A 19,455-nucleotide genomic window follows, 5' to 3' on the forward strand; every position below is an offset into this window, starting at 1 on the left:
ATTCCGTTCTACCCATGAAACCTGACGCCCTCTCTTCTCCTGCCGGGGCCTTGCGTCTCGCTCACCCCTTCGCTCACTCCCTCGCCCGCTTGTGCGCGACCGTGCTGGCGGTGGCGACCGCGTGCTGGGCTGCGTGGCAACTGTGGGACCACTACGAGCTGGCCCCCTGGACCCGCAACGGACGCGTGCGCGCCAACATCGTGCAGGTCGCACCCGACGTGTCCGGAGCGGTGGCCCACGTGGCCGTGCAGGACAACCAGTCCGTCGCCGCCGGGGCCTTGCTGTTTTCGGTGGACAAGGCCCGCTTCGAGCTGGCGCAACAGCAGGCCGAGGCTGCCGTTGCCGCGCAGGGCATCGCCATCGGCAACCAGCGCATCGCGCTGGCGCAGGCCCTGCGCGAAAGCCGTCGCAATTCGGGCCTGGGCGAGCTGATCTCGCAGGAAGTGCGCGAGCAGTCGCGCCTGCGGGCAGACCAGGCGCAGGGCGCGCTCCAATCGGCCGAAGCGGGGCTGCGCCAGGCGCAGGTCGTGCTGGACACGGCAAGGCTCAACCTGCAACGCACGGAGGTGCGCGCACCCACCTCGGGGCTGGTGACCAACCTCGACCTGCAGCGAGGCGCCTACGCGAATGCCGGCCACCCGGTGATGGCGCTGGTGGACGCGGAATCGGTCTACGTCGAAGGCTATTTCGAGGAAAACAAGCTGGCCCGCATCCACTTCGGGGACCGCGTGCGCGTGACGCTCATGGACGCCGGAGCGCTCGAGGGCACGGTGGAGAGCATTGCCGCCGGCATTGCCGATCGCGACCGCAGCACCAGCGCCAACCTGCTGCCCAGCGTGAACCCCACATTCAACTGGGTGCGCCTTGCGCAGCGTGTGCCGGTGCGCATCAAGCTGAACCCGCTGCCGGCCGGCACCCGGCTGGTGGTGGGCCAGACGGTCACGGTGCAGGTGCTCGAAACGGCTACAAGCGCGGCTGCCAAGGTGCGCTTGTCGGAGCGCCGAGGATGAGCCCGCTGTATCGATGGCTGGCCTTCGCTGCAGCCACAGGCGTACTTCTGGCCGGCTGTGCCCACCCGCCGGTGGGACCGGACTACGTGGCCCCGGCCGCGCTCTCCGCCGACCAGGCGACCTCCGCACGCCCGTTTCAATCCGCCGGCGAGGTCGCGGCAGATGCGGCCTTGCCGCCGCACTGGTGGCGGCTGTACAAGGACCCGCAGCTGGACGCGCTGGTGGCCCGAGCGTTCGAACACAACAGCGACCTGCGGCAAGCCGTGGCCAACCTGGCGCGCGAGCAGGCGCTGGAAGCCGAGGTCCACGGCAACGAGAAGCCGACGGCCACCGTGAGCGGGGGTCCGGGTTTCGGACACGTGTCGGGCCTGGCCCTGGTGCAGAAGGACTACGAGCCGCCCGGCCGCTTCACCTACGGCTCGGGTGCGAGCTTGTCGTACCAGCTGGACCTGTTCGGCCAGCTGCGCCGCGCCATCGAGGCCGCCGAGGCGGGCACGGGCGCCGCGCAGGCGGCGGTGGACCTCGTGCGCGTGAGCGTGGCCCGCGGCACGGCGCAAGCCTATGCAACGGTCTGCTCGAGCGGCCTGCGCTTGCGCGCCGCGCAGGAGTCGGTGCGCCTGCAGGAGGAGGCGATCCGGCTCTCCGAGCGGCTGCAGCGCGCAGGCAAGGTGGGGGAAATCGACATCGTTCGCGCACGCGGCCAGCTGGAACAACTCCGCGCCGCACTGCCGCCCCTCCAGGCCCTGCGCCAAGGCGCGTTGTACCGGCTGGCCACCCTCACGGGCGCCGCGCCGCGTGACTTTCCCGCGGCAGTGGCCCGGTGCGAACAACCGCCGCGCGTGGCGGGACTGCTGCCGGTGGGAGACGGCGCGGCCTTGTTGCGTCGCCGGCCCGACGTTCGCCAGGCAGAGCGCAACCTGGCCGCCGCCACGGCCCGCATCGGCGTCGCAACCGCCGAGCTGTATCCCAAGGTGGTCCTGGGCGTGTCGGCCAGCTCGGCTGGCTTTCTGGACAGGTTCGGCAACCGTGAAACGTTGAGCTACAGCCTGGGCCCGCTGATCAGCTGGACCTTGCCGAACACCGGCGTCGCCCAGGCGCGCATTGCGCAGGCCGAGGCAACGACGCGAATGGCTGCCGCGCGCTTCGACGGCACCGTGCTGACCGCACTGCGGGAGGTCGAGACCACGCTCGACCTCTACGCACGCGAGCTGGAACGCCATGGCGCGTTGTCCGCCGCGCGCGACCAGAGCGCCACCGTGGCCCGCCAGGCCCGCATGCTCTATGTCAACGGCAAGGTCGCACAGCTCGAGGCGCTGGACGCGCAACGCACGCTGGCGGCCAGCGAAGCCGCCCTGGCGGCGTCGGAGGCCCAACTGGCCGACGAACAGGTCGCCGTTTTCATGGCGCTGGGCGGGGGCTGGGAAACCGAAGAGGTCCTGGCGGATGCTGCGCGTTAGCGCCTGCCCGACCAGGAGAACCCCATGGACGGGCTCGACCACCTCCGGACATTCCTGGAAATTGCCGCCCGCGGCAGCTTCTCGCGCGCGGCCGGCAAGCTGGGCATTTCGAAAGCCACCGTCAGCAAGCATGTCGCCACGCTCGAATCACGCTTCAACGTGCGGCTGTTCAACCGCTCGACGCGCTCGGTCACGCTGACCGATGCGGGGCGGCTGCTCCAGCTGCGCAGCGCGCCCCTGGTCGAGATGATCGAGCTGACGCAGAGCGAAATGCAGGCGCATGGGTCGCGGCCCAGCGGGCGCCTGCGCGTCGCCGGACTTCACGGGCTCGTGCAGACCGCTTTTCCTGGCCTGCTGAGCGAGTTCCTCACGCGGTATCCCGATGTGCACATCGACCTCCAGCTCGGCAATCGCGTGGTCGACCTCGTCGAGGAAGGCGTCGACGTTGCATTGAAGTTCGGACGCATCGGAGACGAGAATCTGATTGTGCGGCGCTTGCAGCGCGTGGCGCTCACCCTCTGCGCCACGCCCCGGTACTGGGCCCGGCGCGGCATGCCCAAGCAGCCTGACGACATGCGGCATCACGACGTGCTCACCTACTCGCTGGGCTCAGGTGCGCCATACCTTCCGTTCGAAGTGGAGGGCCAGCCCTACAACCTTCCGATTCAGGGGCGCATGGACGCGAACGACGCGGGTGCGCTGATCGCCGCCGCGCTCGCAGGCATCGGCGCGGTCTGCGTGCCTGCGTTGATGGCACAGCCGCACACCGATCGCGGCAACCTGGTTCCCGTGCTTCAGGAATTCATGCCGCGTGATATGTGGCTCTACGCGGCCTACACGCAGCGCCGGCACAACAGCGCGGCATTGCGCGCGCTGCTGGAACTGCTCGAGGTGCGGATGCGCGAGGGTCCGCAGAGCGCCCCGGCCTGACAGGCGCCGGGCACCCATGCCGAGCCCGGGCCATGGCCTTGTTATCGCCCTGTTACCAGAAGATCCAGAGCGCGAGGCCGCCGAAGATGGCCCACTTCACCAGGTAGTACGCCCGCTTGTCCCACGCCTTCAGGCGCTTGCCGATCACGCGGATCTGGTAGATGTACTTGAACGCGCGGTTGATGCCGCCGGTCTTGTCGCCCGCGTCGTTGGGCGAGCTGGCCGCGGCCAGCAGGTTCTTCGCGAACCAGCGGTTCACCGCGCTGGCCCAGCGGTACTTCAGCGGGCGCTCGATGTCGCAGAACAAAATCACGCGGTCGTGGTCGGTCGTGTTCTCGGCGTAGTGGATGAAGGTCTCGTCGAACACCACGGCCTCGCCGTCGCGCCAGTGGTAGCGCTGGCCGTCCACGTCGATGTAGCAGCCTTCGACACCGGGCGTCCACAGGCCCAGGTGGTAGCGCAGCGAGCCGGCGAACGGGTCGCGGTGGCGCACCAGGCGGCTGCCCGGGGGCAGCTCGGCGAACATGGCGGCCTTGATGGTGCCGATGCCTTTCAGCAGCTCGGTGGTGCGCGGGCACAGCACGGCGGCCGAGGGATGCGCCTCGTCGTACCACTTCAGGTAGAAGCGCTTCCAGCCGCTCTTGAAGAACGAGTTGAAGCCCACGTCGTTGAACTGGCTCGACGCCTTGATGCTGCCGCCATTGCGCATGGCCAGCGCTTCCTCGCGGATGACTTCCCAGTTCTCCTCGAGGATGCGCATCTCGGGGAACTGCGCGGGCGACAGGTACGGCGTACCCGGCACCTTCGAGAAAAGGTACATGAAGACGTTCAGCGGGGCCAGGAAGGTCGAGTGATCAGAGAGCTGTCTGAAGAAACGATGCCGCACCTGGCCGCGGAAATGAACGTAGAGCGCACTGAGCGCGAAGATGGCAAGAATGACCCACTTCATTGTTGAAAGTGTCCTGTAAACGGCACCGGGTAGTGTAAATCCTTGCCCCAAAATGGACCTGACCACGCCCTTTGGCCGTGCGCCGGGGTGAGGTTTCAGCTGCAGAGCAGGGGTTGGGGGGTGCCGGCCTCGGCCAGCGGCAGCCGCACGGTGGCCCTCAGGCCGCCACCCGAACTGCCGGCGTCGTCCGCCCCGCCCTGGCCCAGCGTGACCTCGCCGCCATGCCGGTCGACCACCGACTTGACGATGGCCAGCCCCAGCCCGCTGCCGCTCTGGGTCTGGTCGGGGTTGCGAAAGAAACGGTCGAACACCCGCTCGCGCAGCGCGCTCGGAATGCCCGGGCCGCGGTCGGTCACGGTCAGCACGGCGTGCGGGCCTTCGCGCCACACGTGCACCACCACCGTCGCACCCTCGGGGCTGTACTTGATGGCGTTGTTGATGAGGTTGTCGATCATCGACACCAGGCTCTCGCGCTCCCCGAGCACCGGCACGCGCTCGTCGCAGACCAGTTCGAGCTCCACATTGCGGGCGCTGGCCAGGCCCTCGATCATGGCCAGGCGGTCCTGCACCAGCGCGTCGAGCGACAGCATCACGGGCAGGTTGTTGCCCGAGACGGCGTCGCTGCGCATGAGCTGCAGCAGTTGCCCCACCAGCCGCGCCGCGCGGTCGTTGCTGCGCAGCAGGTTGCCCATGAGCTCGCGCTGGCCCTCGTCGGTGCTCTGCTCCTTCAGCGCCTCCACGTTCACGCGCATGGCGGCCAGCGGCGTGCGCAGCTCGTGCGCGGCGTCGGCGATCAGGCTGCGCTCGCGCGAGGTGCTGTCGCGCACGCGCTGCAGCAGGCTGTTGATGCTCTGCACCAGCGGCTTGAGCTCCTTGTGCGGCGGCGAATACGACAGCGGCGTGAGGTCGGCCGGCCCGCGCTCGGCGGTTTCCTTGCTCACCTGGCGCCACGGCCGCAGCGCCAGCCGCACCGACAGCCACGCCGGGAACACCAGGAAAGGCAGGCTGATGACCAGCGGCAGCAGGTAGAAGCCGCGGTACATCACCGTGACCGTGAGCCGCCAGACGCTGGGCTCGGCCAGCATCACGCGCGTGTCGGAGGTGGCCGAGGCGAGCGTGCGCGCGCGCCATTCGCGGTTGCCGGCCTTCACGGTCTCGATGCGGTCGAGCGTGGTGTTCAGGATCACGGGCACCGCCGCCGTCGAGCGGTAGATGAGCCGGTCGCCCTGCCACACCTGCATGACGGGTGCGCTGTCGGAGGCGGCGTCGCCGTCGCCCACGGTCTCCAGCAGCGCGGCGTCGAAGGCGGCCAGGGTCTGCTGCTGCGCCGCGGGCCGGTCGGCCGTGTTCTGCGCGATGGCCAGCACGGTGTTGAAGATCTTGTCGTACTTCAGCAGCTCGGGGTCTTCGTACGAGTCGTACAGCAGCAGCGCGATGACCATGGTCCACAGCAGCGCCACCACGGCCATCTGCGCCATCAGCAGGCGCCGCATCAGGGAAGGTTGTTTCCAGTTCTGCCAGCGCTGCGCCAGCGCCTGCATCATTTCGCTGCGCTCCGCGCGAGCGATTGCACGTCGATCACGTAGCCGATGCCGCGCACCGTGCGGATGTAGCCCTGCCCGATCTTCTTGCGCAGGTTGGAGATGTGCACCTCGAGCGAATTGCTGCCGTTGGCCTGGCCGCCGGGCAGCACCTGCTCTTCCATCACGCGGCGCGTGACCACGCGGCCGGTGCGCTTGAGCAGCAGCGCGAGCAGGTCGAACTCGCAGCGCGAGAGCTCCACCGGCTCGCCGTCGACGATCACGCCGCGCGTGGGCTCGTGCAGCGCCAGGCCGCGCATGCGGATGGTCTCGTCGTTGAAGCCGTAGCTGCGGCGCGCCAGTGCCCGCACGCGCGACAGCAGCTCGGCCAGCGCGAAGGGCTTGACGAGGTAGTCGTCGGCGCCGTCGTCCAGGCTGCGCAGCCGGTCGTTCAGCGCGTCGCGTGCGCTCAACACCAGCACCGGCAGGATCTGCCGGTCGCGGCGCAGGCGGAACAGCAGGTCGAGCCCGTCGCCGTCGGGCAGGCCGAGGTCGAGCAGCACCATGTCGAAGGCGCCGCCGTCGAGCGTGCGCAGCGCGTCGTCGAGCCGGCGGACCCACACCACGTCCATGCCCTGGTTGGCCAGCGCAATGCGCACGCCGTTGCCGAGATCAAGATCGTCCTCAACAAGCAAAAGATTCATGGGCCTCCAGGGGAATGAGCCAGCCCGGGTCCGGGATGAGGCAGAAGTATCTGACAAGCGCCGCGCGCCGACTTCAGGAAATCTTCATGAATGCCGCAGGGAGCCTTCAGCTGCGGGCCGGACACTGGGGCGACCTCTTGGCTCCTGTTGACGGGATACGCGCGTGAACCGAAACCCTCTCATCTCACTCACCCCACTCTCCACGTGCAGGCGCAGCGGGACGGCTCCGGTGCGTCCCCAGCGCCCATGCGCGCTGCTTCGACCACCTGACGCTCGTGCCGATGGAAACGTCAAGTCCAGCGAGCACGAAGCCGAGGTGCTGCGCGCCATCCGCTTCATGACATGGGCGTGAGCCGCTTTGGCGAGCTGAAGCGGCTGCTGCCGGCGATCAGCGAGAAGATGCTGATCCAGCAGCTGCGCGAGCTCGAGACCGACGGCATCGTGCATCGCGAGGTGTTCCACGAAGTGCCGCCGTGCAAGCAGGCGGAGGCCGCGAAATGAACAGGCGTTCGGCGCTGGTGTCGGCCACGCTGGTGCCACTGCTTGCGTTGACCACGGTCTTGCACATGCCGCAGGCCAAGGCGCAATCGATGTGCCCGCCCTCGCCTGTCTACGCCGGCCCGGCAGTGCGCTCGGCGCCCGGCGCCGTGTGGCAGAAGGACTTCAAGCGCTCCATCGACGGCACCTTGCCGGCCGCGCTGCAGGCATCGCTCGGCGATGCGCTCGACAAGATGCTGGCGCACGTGCCGGCCGCCAGCGTGGCGGTGGCGATTCCCGGCCAGGGCACCTGGACGGCCACGCGCGGGCTGGCGCGCAAGGAACCGCCACAACCGGTGGCGCCCGACCAGCAGTTCCAGGTGGCCAGCACGGCAAAGACACTAACGGCCGGTGTGGTTCTTCAACTCGTCGAAGAGCAGAAGCTTCGCCTCGCCGATACCGTCGACCGATGGTTCCCCGATGCACCGAACGCGAAGCTGATCACCATCGAACAGCTGCTGCGGCACACCAGCGGCCTGGTGAGCTTCAATGCGCTGCCGTCGTTTGGCACGAACTACCGCACGCCCGCCGACATCATCGCGCTCGGCACCGCGCAGAAGCCGCAGTTCTGCCCCGGCACGCAATGGAGCTACACCAACACGGGCTACGCGATGCTCGGCGTCATCATCGAGAAGATCGAAGGTGCGCCGCTGGCCGACGTGCTCTCGAAGCGCCTGCTCGAGCCGCTGTCGTTGACCCGTTCCGTCATGCGCCAGCCCGGCGTCGAACTGCCGGTGGCCACGGGCCACGAGGCCGGCCGCCCGGTCGAAGCACCCGACCAGTACGCCACGCCCTATGCCGCCGGCGCGCTGGCCTCCACGGCCGGCGACCTCGTGCGCTTCTGGCATGCGCTGCTCGCCGGCCAGGTGCTGCCCGAGGCGACGGTGCATCGCATGTTCACCGGCATGCCGCCCATGCTCGGCGTCTACAGCGGGAGCAACTCGTTCTACGGCATGGGCGTGCAGCTGTACGACGTGCCCGACGGCCCGGGGCTGATGCTCGGGCACAGCGGCGGCATCGAGGGCTTCACGAGCATCGTGGCCTACGTGCCGGGCGACGACGTGTACATCGCCGTGTCGTTCAACGAAAAGAAGGTGCCCGCGGAGGCGGGCCTGTGGGCGCTGCTGCGCGCGGTGCGCGCCTACCGCGTGCTGAACTGAAACAGAAGCAGAAGCATGCAACAGGCGCGCGGCGTTCAGTCCGCCCAGCCGGTCTCGATCTCGGTCTTCACCTCGGTCATGAGCTTGTGCACCGGGCACTTGGCCGCCACGCGCAGCAGCTCTTCGCGCTGCGCCTCGCTCAGGTCGCCGCTCACGCGCAGGCCCGACTTCAGGCGGTACACGCCCTTGCGTTCCTCGCTGTCGTCGCGGTCGACCACCACCTCGATGTCTTCCACCGGAATGCCCTTGCGGCGTGCGTAGATCAGCACGGTGAGCGCCTTGCAGGCCGCCAGCGACGCGTCGTACAGGTCGTGCGGCTCGGGGCCGCCGTCGCTGCCGCCACCGGCGGGCGAGGCGTCGACCGGGATCTCGTGGTTGCGGATCTTGAGGATGTGGCGCGTGCCGGTGATGCCGTCGCGGCGGATCGAGAGAGTCATGCGGATGCCTTTGAAAGGAATTGCGGTTCGGTCAAGGTGACAGCGTCTTCACGTACAGGATGGTCGTGAAACCGCTGTGCCATTCGAGGTCGGGATAGCGGCCGGCCTCGCGGTAGCCGAGCGCCAGGTACAAGCCCTGGCTCTGCGTGTTGAAGGTGTCGGTCTCCAGCCGCGCGAGCGCCAAGCCGTCGGCGCGCATGCCGTCTTCGGCGAAGGCCATGAGCGCGCGGGCGATGCCCTTGCGCTGCTGCGCCGCGGGCACGTGCAGGGCATGCACGAAGTCGTGCGCCCAGTGCACCATGCCGACCACGTCCCCGTCGATCTCGGCCACGAAGAAGGCCGGGCCCATTTCGTCGATGTAGCCCACGGGCTCGCCGCTCTCGCGGTAGGCGCCGGCGGCTTCCGGCGTGAGCTGCGGCAACCAGGTGTGCGCGAAGGTGTCGTCGAGGATGGCCTTCACCGCGTCGAAGTCGTCCAGGCGCCAGGGCCGGATGGCGATGTCGGGAATGTCGTTGTCGGTGCTCATCGGTCCACCGCCAGCGTCAGCGTTTCCTTGATTTCCTCCATCACCACGTAGCTGTGCGACTCGGCCGCCACCGGCAGCTTCTTCAGGATGTCGCCCAGCAGGTGGCGGTACTCGCTCATGCCGCTCAGGCGCGCCTTCACCAGGTAGTCGAAGCTGCCCGACACCAGGTGGCACTCGAGCACTTCGGGCATGTGCAGCAGCTCCTGCTTGACCTTGTCGAACACGTCGCCCGACTTGGCCGAGAGCTTGATTTCCACGAACACCAGCAGCGTCTTGCCCAGCGCCTCGGGCGACACGCGCGCGTGGTAGCCGGTGATGACGCCGTCGCGCTCCATGCGCTTCACGCGCTCGGCGCAAGGCGACGCGGACAGGCCGATGTGCTCGGCCAGTTCGGTCATCGAGATGCGGCCCTGGCGCTGCAGCAGGTCGAGGATCTTGCGGTCGATTCGGTCGAGTTCAGGCATTTCACTTCGCGCGTGGCTTTGGACGATTGTCGGCAGCGAATTCCGCTGCCAAACCCTTAAAAACAATGGAATCCACGGCATTGTGCACTTTAGATTCAACGTATTCCATCTGAATCGGCGAATACACCATGAAAGTCATCGTTCTCGGCGGCGGCGTGATCGGCACCACCACGGCCTACTACCTCGCGCGCTCCGGTGCCGAGGTCACCCTGCTCGACCGGCAGGACGGTCCGGCCGAGGAAACGAGCTTCGGCAACGCCGGCCAGGTGTCGCCCGGCTACTCCACGCCGTGGGCCGCGCCGGGCATTCCGCTGAAGGCGATCAAGTGGATGTTCAAGAAGCACGCGCCGCTGTCGATCCGCCCCGACGGCACGCTGTTCCAGCTGCGCTGGATGGCCGCCATGCTGCGCAACTGCTCGCCGGAGGCGTACGCAGTGAACAAGGAACGCATGATGCGCGTGGCCGAGTACAGCCGCGGCTGCCTGCAACAGCTGCGCGCCGACACCGGCCTGCAGTACGAGCAGCGCACCGGCGGCACGCTGCAGCTGTTCCGCACGCAGGCCCAGCTCGACGCGGTGCAGCGCGACATCGCGGTGCTCGAGGAATGCGGCGTGCCCTATGAACTGCTCGACCGCGATGCGCTCGCCAGCGTCGAGCCCGCGCTGGCCGGCGCGCGCGACCGCCTCACCGGCGGCCTGCGCCTGCCCAACGACGAAACCGGCGACTGCCACCTGTTCACGCGCGGCCTTGCCGAGATCGCGCGCGGCATGGGCGTGGACTTCCGCTTCGGCCAGACCATCGCCGGGCTGGAGACCGACGGCAGCCGCATCACCGGTGTGCGCACCACCACGGGCAAGGTGCTCACGGCCGACCGCTACGTGATGGCATTCGGCAGCTACTCGCGCGCGGCCGTGGCCTCGCTGGGCCTGGACATTCCGGTGTACCCGGTCAAGGGCTATTCGCTGACCGTGCCGCTGCTCGACGAATCGCTCGCGCCGCAATCGACCGTGCTCGACGAGACCTACAAGGTGGCCGTGACGCGCTTCGACAACCGCATTCGCGTGGGCGGCATGGCCGAGCTCGGCGGCTTCGACCTGCGGCTGAACCCGGCGCGCCGCGCCACGCTCGAGAAGGTCGTGACCGACCTGTTCCCCGGCGGCGACGTGCCGCGCGCCACCTTCTGGACCGGCCTGCGCCCGATGACGCCCGACAGCACGCCCATCGTGGGCGGCACGCGCTACGCCAACCTGTTCCTCAACACCGGCCACGGCACGCTGGGCTGGACCATGGCCTGCGGCTCGGGCAAGCTCATCTCCGACATGGTGATGGGCCAGCGCCCCGAGATCCGCACCGACGGCCTGGCGATGGACCGCTACGCAAAGGGTTCGCCGCGCAGCGTGCGCCCGAACCCAACCACCGCGCCGGCCTGACCGGCTGGCCCGTCGGAGGGCTGAAGCAAAAGCAGACGCAAAGGCCGCCGCTCAGGCGGCCTTTGCAATGGGGATCACCGCGTTCATGCCGCGATAAACCTCCGCCTCGCCGTGCTTCGCCAGCAACTGCATCAGGTGCTTGCGAATGAGCATGCCGGGCCGGTCCGACTCCATCGAGTACTCCACGCCGCGCCGGCGCGTGTCGACCAGCGCGTCGGGGTCGGTCGACTCGAGGATGTCCTTGTCCTCGCGCGTCACCGCATCGTCGAAGTCGATCAGCATCTGCGCGGCGCAGTCGGCCTCGGTGTCGTTGCGAAAGAGCCATTGGCACAGCTGCATGCGCCCGTCGTCGATGGGCGTGAAGCAGTTGATGATGATGTGGCGCACGCCGCTCGGGTACTCGATGTCGAGCCGGCGCGAGAACGGCAGGAAGTAGGCGTTGCGCATGTGGCGCGTGGTGATGGGGTCGGTCACGCCGCTGATGGCGTGGAACCTGGCCGGGTTGGTCGCCTCGATGACCGTCTCGGCGTAGAAGCCCGACTCGTTTTCCACCAGCTCGTACTTGCTCGGCTTCGGGCTCGCGGCCACGCCGAAGGTGGCGCGGTGCACGAAGCTGAAGTGCGAGTTGTCGAACGAGTTCTCCAGCGCGCGCATCGGGCTGGTCTGCCACTCTTCGTAGAACTGGAAGATGGTGCGGTAGCCCGGGTCGTCGAACTCGGGAATGGCGGGAATCTCGGCAATCGGGTCTTCCAGCGCCACCCATGCGTAGCCGTAGCGCGCGGTGCAGTGGTAGGCGGTGGTGCGGTACTCGGGTGAGATCTTGCGATCGGGTTCGTACTGCGGGATGCGCACCACCTGGCCGCTGCGGTCGTAGGTCCAGCCGTGGTAGCCGCACTGGATGGCGCCGGTGCCGCAGGCCTGGCCTTCGCCGTCCACGCACCAGCCCTTCGACAGCCTGGCGGTGCGGTGGCAGCAGCGGTCGCGCAGCGCGGCGGGCTGGCCGGTGGCGTCGATGAACAGGACGATGTCTTCGCCCAGCAGCCGGAAGGGCTGGGGGCCGTTGGCCAGTTCGGTGAGCGGCATGACGGCATGCCAGAACTTGCGGAAGACGGGTTGTTGGGTGACGAGCATGCGTGGGACTCCTTCTGTGGTCGCGTGGGGACGAACTGAAAGAGCAATTTCCCGCCGCGACGAACTCGGTCCGCCTGGTTGAACGCTTCTACTCTGCGCAACCTGCCATGCAAGTTGCGCGCCCGGATTGTGGCGCCGTGTTTGCCGCGCGCCAAGCCCCGCAACGCAATGCCCGTGTCGGCAAAAATTGGACGCGCGCAACCAACCCAATGAAATCAATGACTTACGACGCTGCTTTCGAGGAAATTGGCGCAAGAAAACTCGCACGACGTTGTCCACGGCAATTTCTCTTGCCCGATGAGAAAAAATCCGCTTGAGAGAGGTCCTGCGGGTGTGGACCTGCCGCAGATTGCGCCGCTGTTTGCGCGATTTGGTGGCCTCGATCGCCAGCCAGGTGGAACGCCGAGGAATCGATGAAACGCGACCGGGATCCGTCGGGTGGAGAGGGTCAGCTCCCCACCCGAGCCTTTGCTGCGTCGCCCGCCTAGTTGACGCACTGGAACGAGCTCGCCACGTTGACGTCGCCGGTTCCCTTGTACTGCGGCCACTTCGGGTAGTCGCACAGCGGGCGTGTGCGCCCGGGAACACCGGAGGTATCGGTCGTGACTTGCCCAGCCGGCGCCGAACCGTTCACCGACCACTGGTCGAGCGCGGTGAGCGAGTCCCAGGTTGCATTGAAGACGCTGCTGACGGCATGGCCCAGGCCGGCGACCTCGTAGTACCGCACGAAGGCGTCGACCTGCGACGGCCCCATGCTGGACTGCAGGCGCAGGTAGTACTGCTCGGTGGCGCGCGTGCTCACCAACACGTCGGCCAGGCCATGGGCGAGCAGCAGCTTGCCGCCCCGCGCCTTGAAGGCCGAGATGTCGGTACTCGTGTCGAGTTGCGTGCTCAGCGCGCTGATGCGACTGGCCCACGCTCCCGGGTTCTCCGGGTCGAGAGACAGGGAGTCGTACGCCGGGTCACGCGTGATGAAGTACTTGATCCATTGGTCCGTGAGCACGCTGACATACGGCGCGTTCGCGGGCATGGGCCGCGTGGGCTGCGACGCGCCGAAGGCCAGGAACGTCACCGTCGGCTCCAGTGGCGACGTCCAGCTGCCGATGCCGGTGTCGGCACCCCAGATGTTGTAGCCCGGGTATTGCGTCTCGCCGCTGGCCAGCGGGAAGCGGAGGTTGGTCGGCGTGTTGATGGTGTTCATCGCGCCGATCTGCGCGTCCGACAGGCACGTGTTGCCGGTGTCGGCACCGCCAGGGCAGCGAACCGCCACGCCCCTCAGGGTCGCGGTCGACGGATCGAAGCGCGCGTTGCACAGGGTCTGGTTGCTGATCAGGCCGTCGACGGCGCCGTCGAGCGCGTCGCAGGTTTCCATGGCGGCTTCGTACAGCACGAGGCGCTTCGCGGCGTTGGGATACGCGCCGGGTTGCGCCAGCGCGCGGCTCATGCGGTGGCCGCCCAGCAGCGCTGCCGCGTCGTTCCATGCGGGGTACCACGCAATGGCGCCGTCCCAGTCGGCCGGCCAGCGCTGGATGGCGGCCAGGGCCTCGCGCCCACCGGTCGAGCCGCCCGCGAAGTACGACTTCACCGGACCGGCGGCATAGCGCGCCTTGATGATCGCAACGGCCACATCGCGTGTCTTCTTCAGCACGTCCCCGCCAAAGTTGCGCACCGCCTCGTCGTTGAGCCCGAACCGGCCGTCCTGGGACCCCATCGCGTTCGCCTGGTGGCCTGAGTCGCTGGCAAAGGTGGCGTAGCCCCGGCCCAGCGGCGTGGGCTTGTCGACGGGTCCGTTGGGCACGTTGGACTTCACGCTGGGAATGGTGCCGTCGAAACCGCCGCCGCCGAACATGACGATCTTCTGGTTCCAGTTCTCGGGCAAACCGACCTGGAACAGGATGTTCGGCGCCGCGGGATCGACCGGCGCGATCTTTCCGGAGACCTCGCAATAGGCGGGAACGGCAGTGACACCCGTGCCGCTTGCGGCAATGGGTTTGGCGGCCGTGACGGTCGCGCCCGTCGTCGGCAGCCCGATGGACGCGGCGGGAATGGCCATGCCCTGCAACTGGTTGCAGGTCAGCGCGGTGGGACCCGCGGGCACGACCGGTTCGCCTGGCTGGCCTGGCTGGCCTGGCTGTTCCGAGGCCGGCGGGTTGGCCGCCGGCGGCAGGATCAGCGGGAAGCCCGCGCCCCCTCCTCCGCCGCCGCCACCGCATGCGAGCAATGCCGCGCTGGTGGCGACACAGGCTGTGGCGACCAGCGCCAGTTTTCCGAGTCTGCTTTTCATATGTCTCCTGTGTTTTTTCGTTCGCCGGCGAAGTCTCCCGCCGTGGCGCACCGAAACCAATGTGCGGACCGCACACCGGATCGGCGCATGCGATGTGCGGCCCACATGCCGCGTAAACCCCGATCAGCCCGGCAGCGCAACCTCGACGCCGGCCTTTGCCAGTTCGAGCCGGTACTGCTCGAAGCCCGTGCGGGGCACCGACTCGCCCTCGCGGTCGAGGATCTCGTCCATCCGCGCGCGAACCTGGCTTGCGACGCTCTCCGTGTCCTGCGCGTCCTGCACGCCACCGATGAAGACACCGCGCGTCATCGTGATGTTCGCGCTCTCGAAACTGCCCGCCCCCGCCAGCAGGATGGTGCGCGTGGGCGCGTCCTCGCCCACGAGCGCAACCAGCCCCGGACTCACCGAAGCGGGCTGCAGCCGGGCCAGTGCATCAGGCGCCAGCACCCCCTCGGTCATGGCCGTCGCGGCTGTCGGCGCGAGGCAGTTCACGCGAATGTCCTGTCGCTCGCCTTCGAGTGCCAGCGTCTGCATCAGCCCGACCAGCGCCATCTTGGCGGCGCTGTAGTTCGACTGGCCGAAGTTGCCGTACAGGCCGGAGGACGACGTCGTCATCACGATGCGCCCGTACTTCTGCGCGCGCATGAGGTCCCACACCGCCTTGACGCAGTTCACCGAGCCCATCAGGTGCACCTCCATCACCAGGCGGAAGTCGTCGAGCGACATCTTGGCGAAGGTGCGGTCACGCAGCACGCCCGCGTTGTTGACCAGGATGTCGACACGGCCCCATTCGCCGACGGCACGCGCCACCATCGCCTGCATCTGCGCGAAGTCGGTCACGTCGCCGCCGTCGGCCATGGCGAAGCCGCCGGCACGCACGATCTCGTCGGCCACGGCACGCCCGGGCGAACCCGGCTGCGAGCCCGCCACGTCGTTCACCACCACGCGCGCGCCATGGCCCGCAAGCGCCAGTGCGTGGGCCTTGCCCAGGCCGCTGCCGGCGCCGGTGACGATGGCCACGCGGCCGTCCAAAAATTTCTTCATCGAAGTTCCTCGGGATTTGAAAGAAAGAGGCACAGGGGAGCTACAGGGGAGGCACGGGGAGACACGCGCGGGCAGGCCTCCCGGTCCTCAGAACGCCACGGCATCGCGGCCCTTGAGACCCAGCATGGCGCGCGCCTCGTCGGGCGTCGCAATCTCCAGTGACAGCTCCTCGAGAATTCGGCGGATCTTGCGGACCTGCTCGGCGCACGACTTGGCAAGCTGGCCCTTGCCCAGGTAGAGGCTGTCTTCCAGGCCGACGCGCACGTTGCCGCCCATCACCGCGCCCATGGTCAGCAGCGGCATCTGGTGGCGCCCCGCGCCGAGGATGGAAAAGCGGTAGCCGCCGCGGCCGAACAGCCGGTCCGCGGTGGTGCGCATCGTGACCAGGTTTTCGGGGTCCGGCCCCAGGCCGCCGAGGATGCCGTAGATGCTCTGGATGAACAGCGGCCCCTTGACCAGCCCCTCGTCCACGAAGTGCGCCAGGTTGTAGAGGTGCCCCACGTCGTAGCACTCGAACTCGAAGCGCGTGCCGCAGTCGTCGCCCAGCACTTTCAGGATGTGCTTGATGTCGCGGAAAGTGTTGCGAAAAATCAGGTCCTCCATGCCCTCCACGTACGGCTGCTCCCAGTCGTGCTTCCACTGCGAAATGCGCCGCGCCGCCGGGTGAATGGAGAAATTCATCGAGCCCATGTTCAGCGAGCACATCTCCGGCTTCGCCTTCAGCGGATAGGCCAGGCGTTCTTCCAGCGTCATGCGCGTGCTGCCGCCGGTCGTGATGTTGATGACGGCGTCGGTCGCATCCCGGATGCGCGGCACGAACTGGTCGAACACCTTGGGGTCGGCCGAAGGCCGCCCGTCGCCCGGATCGCGCGCGTGCAGATGCAGGATGGCGGCGCCGGCCTGCGCGGCCTCGATGGATTGCTCCGCGATCTGCTCGGGCGTCAACGCCAGGTGCTCGGACATGGTCGGCGTATGGACCGACCCCGTGACCGCGCAGGAAATGATGACCTTGTCTTGTGTGATTGCCATGTCGGCCCTCTCGATGATTGGATGAAATGCCGGGGGCGCCGTGGCCCCGGCGGCGCAGCAGCGAAAGGCCGTGGCCTTACACCGCCAGCCACTGCGCGACGAGTTCCTCGTTCGACGCCAGCGCCTGCGGCGTGCCTTCGAACACGATGCGCCCGTGCCCCATCACGCACACGCGCGTGGACACCTTCAGTGCAATGGCCAGCTTCTGCTCCACCAGCAGCACCGACACGCCCTTGCGGTGCATGTCGCGGATGCACTCGCCGACCTGCGCCACGATCTTGGGCGCGAGGCCTTCCGTGGGCTCGTCGATCAGCATCACGCGCGGGTTGCCCAGCAGCGAGCGGCACATGGTCAGCATCTGCTGCTCGCCGCCGGACATGCTGCCCGCGCGGGTGTTGCGGCCTTCCTTCAGGCGAGGGAAATAGTCGAACATGTCCTGCACGCTCCAGCGGTGCGCACCGGCGGGCGCGGCTTGCTCGCCCATGCGCAGGTTCTCGTCGACCGTGAGGTTGGCGAACACCTCGCGCTCCTCGGGCACGTAGGCAATGCCGGCGCGGCAGATGGCATAAGGCCTCTGACCCGCCAACTCGCGGCCTTGCAGCCGGATGCGGCCGGCCGAGGGCGCCACCAGCCCCATGATCGCCTTCATGGTGGTGGAGCGGCCGGAGCCGTTGCGCCCCAGCAGGCTCACCACCTCGTTGTGCGCCACCCGCAGGTTCACGCCGTGCAGGATGTGGCTCTTGCCGTAGTGCGCGTGCAGCTCGGCAATATCGAGCAGGCTGTCTTCAGCAGCGGCGTTCATGCGCTCACCTCCTCGCCCAGGTAGGCTTCCTTGACGCGCGCGTCGTTGCGGATCTCGTCGGGCGTGCCGGTGGCGATCACCTGGCCGTACACGAGCACGCTGATGCGGTCGCTGAGCGCGAACACCACGTCCATGTCGTGCTCCACGATGACCAGCGTGCGCCCCTGGGTCACTTCGCGAATCAGCTGCGCGGTGTAGTGGGTTTCCTCGCTGGCCATGCCGGCCATCGGTTCGTCCAGCAGGATGAGCTTGGGGTCGGATGCGAGCGTCATGGCGATCTCCAGCGAGCGCTGCTCCGAATAGGCCATCTCGCCCGCGAGCGTCGACGCCCGCGCGGTCAGGCGGACCAGTTCGAGCAGCCGCTCGGTTTCTCGCTGGATCGCCTTGTCGCGCGACATGACCTTCCAGAACGTGTATTGCACGCCGCGCGGACGCATCACGCCGAGGCGGATGTTCTCGAACACGCTGAGCTTGGGAAAGATGTTGGTGATCTGGAACGAGCGCGCCAGGCCCAGCCGGTTGATGGCCTGCGGCGAGCGCCCCCCGATGTCCTGCCCGTCGAAGCGGATCTCCCCGGCGCTGGGCGCCAGGTGCCCCGACACCAGATGAAAAAGCGTGGACTTGCCTGCGCCATTCGGCCCGATCAACGCGTGCCTTTCGGCGCTGCGCAGATCGAGGTCGACCCCGCGCATGATTTCGGTAGGTCCGAAGGATTTGCGCAAGCCGCGAATGCTGAGGATCGGCTCGCTCATGCGGCACCCTCCGTGCGCGCGACCCTGTGGCCGGGCGGCGGGCTCTCGGTCTGGCCGTCTTCCAGCGCGGCGCGGCGGCGGCGCGCGATCCATGCGAGAAGCAGTCCGGCAGCAAACAGCGTGAGCGGCACCGACCAGGTGGCCACCGAGGCAGGCGACCATTCGCGCGACAGCAGCATCACGGGCGGCCATGCATCGCCCGGATGAAGACGCACCGCCGACCGGTAGTCTTGCGAGAAGACGCGCTGCAGCAGCTCGATCATGAAGGTACCGCCCATGCTCAGCAGCAGCGCCGCCCCCACCGACAGGAGCACCAGCGGCATCGCTCGTGCAAGACCGAAGCGTTGGCGCAGCCGGCCCAGGGTGCCGGGCAGCCCCGCGAGTCCGGAAGGCATGAACATCATCACCAGCACGAACAGGATGCCCTGGTAGAGCAGCCACGATTGCGTGAGGTCGGAGACGGCATAGCCGAAGAAGGTCATGAGCGCCGCGCCGAGCGCCGGCCCCAGGAACATCTTCACCCCGCCGATGTAGCTGTTGAGGATCACCGCCGCGGACAGGCCCGGATCGAACACCACATAGTTGGCCGACTCGTTGGAAAGCACCTGCAGCGCGCCGGCAACGCCCGAGAACATGGCCGAGATCGCGAACACCGCCATGCCCAGGCCATGCACGTTGTAGCCGAGGAAGCGAAGGCGGTGGCTGTTCTCGCGCAGCCCGTACGCCAGGCGCCCGAGCGGGGTGTGCGTGAAGAAGTACAGCAGCCCCACACACAGCAATGCCCAGCCGAGCGTGAGGTAGTACACCTGCGTGGTCGAGCCGAAGTCGAGGCCCCACGCCGGCATGCGCATCGTGGACACCCCGGCCTCGCCGCCGAACAGCCCCTTCAGGTGCGGCGCAAGCGAATGCACCAGCTCCGCAATGGCCAGCGTGATCATCGCGAAGTAGGTGCCCGTCCGCTTGGTCGCGAACCAACCCGCGATGCCACCGAAGAGCAGGCCGAAGGCCGCACCCACCAGCGGAAGCAAGGGCGTGGGCAGCAACCCTGCGCCGCCCACGGCATTCATGGCATGCACGGTGCCGAACGCGCCCACGCCGAAATACGCCGCATGGCCGAAGGACAGCATGCCGGCCTGGCCGCACAGCAGGTTGTAGGCGCTGGCGAAAAGCGCCGCGATCAGCATCTGCACGGCCGCGTTGAGCAAGCCCTGCGACAGCAGGAAGGGCAACGCGAGCAGCAGCGCCACGCCCGCAAAGACAACCGCGACCATGGGATTGAAAAAAGTCTT

Annotated in this window: 19 protein-coding genes and 1 pseudogene; 7 read left to right on the plus strand and 13 right to left on the minus strand. The window is 68.0% G+C overall.

The genetic code is table 11. The annotated features are described in order from the left end of the window. The first annotated feature begins 14 nt into the window (after nt 1-14). From BM013_RS24040 to BM013_RS24050, 3 genes are read left to right on the plus strand one after another with little or no spacing between them, the layout of a single operon-like run. Nucleotides 15-1,010, plus strand: coding sequence for an HlyD family secretion protein (locus BM013_RS24040; RefSeq protein ID WP_093130165.1), 996 nt, complete (start codon nt 15-17; stop codon nt 1,008-1,010). Then, entirely contained in the window at nt 1,007-2,467 is a 1,461-nt protein-coding gene (locus tag BM013_RS24045) for an efflux transporter outer membrane subunit (RefSeq protein WP_093130166.1), read from the plus strand. Before BM013_RS24040 ends, BM013_RS24045 begins: the two co-directional genes overlap by 4 nt. Before the next feature lie 24 nt (nt 2,468-2,491). Further along, complete coding sequence (locus tag BM013_RS24050) at nt 2,492-3,397, plus strand: LysR family transcriptional regulator (protein WP_093130167.1); 906 nt, start codon at nt 2,492-2,494, stop codon at nt 3,395-3,397. 52 nt (nt 3,398-3,449) lie between these two features. Here BM013_RS24050 and lpxO read toward each other — a convergent pair whose 3' ends face one another. From lpxO to BM013_RS24065, 3 genes are all read right to left on the minus strand, one after another. After that, nucleotides 3,450-4,346: a lipid A hydroxylase LpxO gene (lpxO, locus tag BM013_RS24055; protein WP_093130168.1), complete on the minus strand. Its 897-nt coding sequence runs from the start codon at nt 4,344-4,346 to the stop codon at nt 3,450-3,452. Between the two features lie 95 nt (nt 4,347-4,441). Beyond that, nucleotides 4,442-5,890 (minus strand): sensor histidine kinase, encoded by a 1,449-nt coding sequence (locus BM013_RS24060; RefSeq protein ID WP_093130169.1) that lies wholly within the window; start codon nt 5,888-5,890, stop codon nt 4,442-4,444. Further along, on the minus strand, nt 5,887-6,570 hold the full coding sequence (locus BM013_RS24065) for a response regulator (RefSeq protein WP_093130170.1): 684 nt from the start codon (nt 6,568-6,570) through the stop codon (nt 5,887-5,889). The genes BM013_RS24060 and BM013_RS24065 overlap by 4 nt, the downstream gene beginning before the upstream one ends. A 354-nt stretch (nt 6,571-6,924) precedes the next feature. On the opposite strand from BM013_RS24065, the pseudogene BM013_RS24070 reads away from it, so the two are divergent. Both BM013_RS24070 and BM013_RS24075 read left to right on the plus strand, forming a co-directional pair. Further along, a pseudogene (locus tag BM013_RS24070) lies at nt 6,925-7,044 on the plus strand (winged helix-turn-helix transcriptional regulator); the annotation flags it as partial. A gap of 23 nt (nt 7,045-7,067) precedes the next feature. Beyond that, nucleotides 7,068-8,267, plus strand: a complete 1,200-nt coding sequence (locus tag BM013_RS24075; RefSeq protein ID WP_093130171.1) for a serine hydrolase domain-containing protein — start codon at nt 7,068-7,070, stop codon at nt 8,265-8,267. Nucleotides 8,268-8,302: 35 nt separating this feature from the next. On the opposite strand, the gene BM013_RS24080 is transcribed toward BM013_RS24075, so the two are convergent. Genes BM013_RS24080 through BM013_RS24090 form a run of 3 tightly spaced genes read right to left on the minus strand, consistent with a single transcriptional unit; the run spans nt 8,303 to nt 9,694 of the window. Beyond that, nucleotides 8,303-8,704, minus strand: coding sequence for an OsmC family protein (locus BM013_RS24080; protein WP_093130172.1), 402 nt, complete (start codon nt 8,702-8,704; stop codon nt 8,303-8,305). Between the two features lie 31 nt (nt 8,705-8,735). Beyond that, a complete protein-coding gene (locus tag BM013_RS24085; RefSeq protein WP_093130173.1) occupies nt 8,736-9,230 on the minus strand; it encodes a GNAT family N-acetyltransferase in 495 nt (164 codons plus the stop codon). After that, nucleotides 9,227-9,694 (minus strand): winged helix-turn-helix transcriptional regulator, encoded by a 468-nt coding sequence (locus tag BM013_RS24090; protein ID WP_093130174.1) that lies wholly within the window; start codon nt 9,692-9,694, stop codon nt 9,227-9,229. Before BM013_RS24090 ends, BM013_RS24085 begins: the two co-directional genes overlap by 4 nt. Before the next feature lie 128 nt (nt 9,695-9,822). Between BM013_RS24090 and BM013_RS24095 the strand changes: the two genes are divergently transcribed. Continuing rightward, entirely contained in the window at nt 9,823-11,124 is a 1,302-nt protein-coding gene (locus BM013_RS24095) for a D-amino acid dehydrogenase (protein ID WP_093130175.1), read from the plus strand. Between the two features lie 51 nt (nt 11,125-11,175). Here BM013_RS24095 and BM013_RS24100 read toward each other — a convergent pair whose 3' ends face one another. Beyond that, on the minus strand, nt 11,176-12,255 hold the full coding sequence (locus BM013_RS24100) for an aromatic ring-hydroxylating dioxygenase subunit alpha (RefSeq protein WP_093130176.1): 1,080 nt from the start codon (nt 12,253-12,255) through the stop codon (nt 11,176-11,178). 2 nt (nt 12,256-12,257) lie between these two features. Between BM013_RS24100 and BM013_RS40610 the strand changes: the two genes are divergently transcribed. After that, nucleotides 12,258-12,572 carry a hypothetical protein gene (locus BM013_RS40610; RefSeq protein ID WP_143098325.1) on the plus strand — a complete coding sequence of 105 codons (315 nt, stop codon included), beginning with the start codon at nt 12,258-12,260 and terminating at the stop codon, nt 12,570-12,572. 167 nt (nt 12,573-12,739) lie between these two features. On the opposite strand, the gene BM013_RS24105 is transcribed toward BM013_RS40610, so the two are convergent. From BM013_RS24105 to BM013_RS24130, 6 genes are all read right to left on the minus strand, one after another. Further along, on the minus strand, nt 12,740-14,539 hold the full coding sequence (locus tag BM013_RS24105; protein ID WP_256221640.1) for a tannase/feruloyl esterase family alpha/beta hydrolase: 1,800 nt from the start codon (nt 14,537-14,539) through the stop codon (nt 12,740-12,742). A 123-nt stretch (nt 14,540-14,662) separates the two neighbouring features. Continuing rightward, complete coding sequence (locus BM013_RS24110) at nt 14,663-15,583, minus strand: SDR family NAD(P)-dependent oxidoreductase (RefSeq protein WP_093130177.1); 921 nt, start codon at nt 15,581-15,583, stop codon at nt 14,663-14,665. An 87-nt stretch (nt 15,584-15,670) separates the two neighbouring features. Next, nucleotides 15,671-16,612, minus strand: coding sequence for a 3,5-dioxohexanoate:acetyl-CoA acetone transferase (locus tag BM013_RS24115; RefSeq protein ID WP_093130178.1), 942 nt, complete (start codon nt 16,610-16,612; stop codon nt 15,671-15,673). A 76-nt stretch (nt 16,613-16,688) separates the two neighbouring features. Further along, the gene (locus BM013_RS24120; protein ID WP_093130179.1) at nt 16,689-17,414 is read right to left on the minus strand and encodes an ABC transporter ATP-binding protein; all 726 of its coding nucleotides are present in this window, start codon (nt 17,412-17,414) and stop codon (nt 16,689-16,691) included. Beyond that, the gene (locus tag BM013_RS24125; protein ID WP_093130180.1) at nt 17,411-18,166 is read right to left on the minus strand and encodes an ABC transporter ATP-binding protein; all 756 of its coding nucleotides are present in this window, start codon (nt 18,164-18,166) and stop codon (nt 17,411-17,413) included. Before BM013_RS24125 ends, BM013_RS24120 begins: the two co-directional genes overlap by 4 nt. Then, nucleotides 18,163-19,437 (minus strand): branched-chain amino acid ABC transporter permease, encoded by a 1,275-nt coding sequence (locus BM013_RS24130; protein WP_256221641.1) that lies wholly within the window; start codon nt 19,435-19,437, stop codon nt 18,163-18,165. The genes BM013_RS24125 and BM013_RS24130 overlap by 4 nt, the downstream gene beginning before the upstream one ends. Nucleotides 19,438-19,455 lie beyond the last annotated feature (18 nt).

It is taken from the genome of Variovorax sp. OK605, assembly GCF_900115445.1.
In the GTDB taxonomy this organism is placed as follows: Bacteria; Pseudomonadota; Gammaproteobacteria; order Burkholderiales; family Burkholderiaceae_C; genus Variovorax.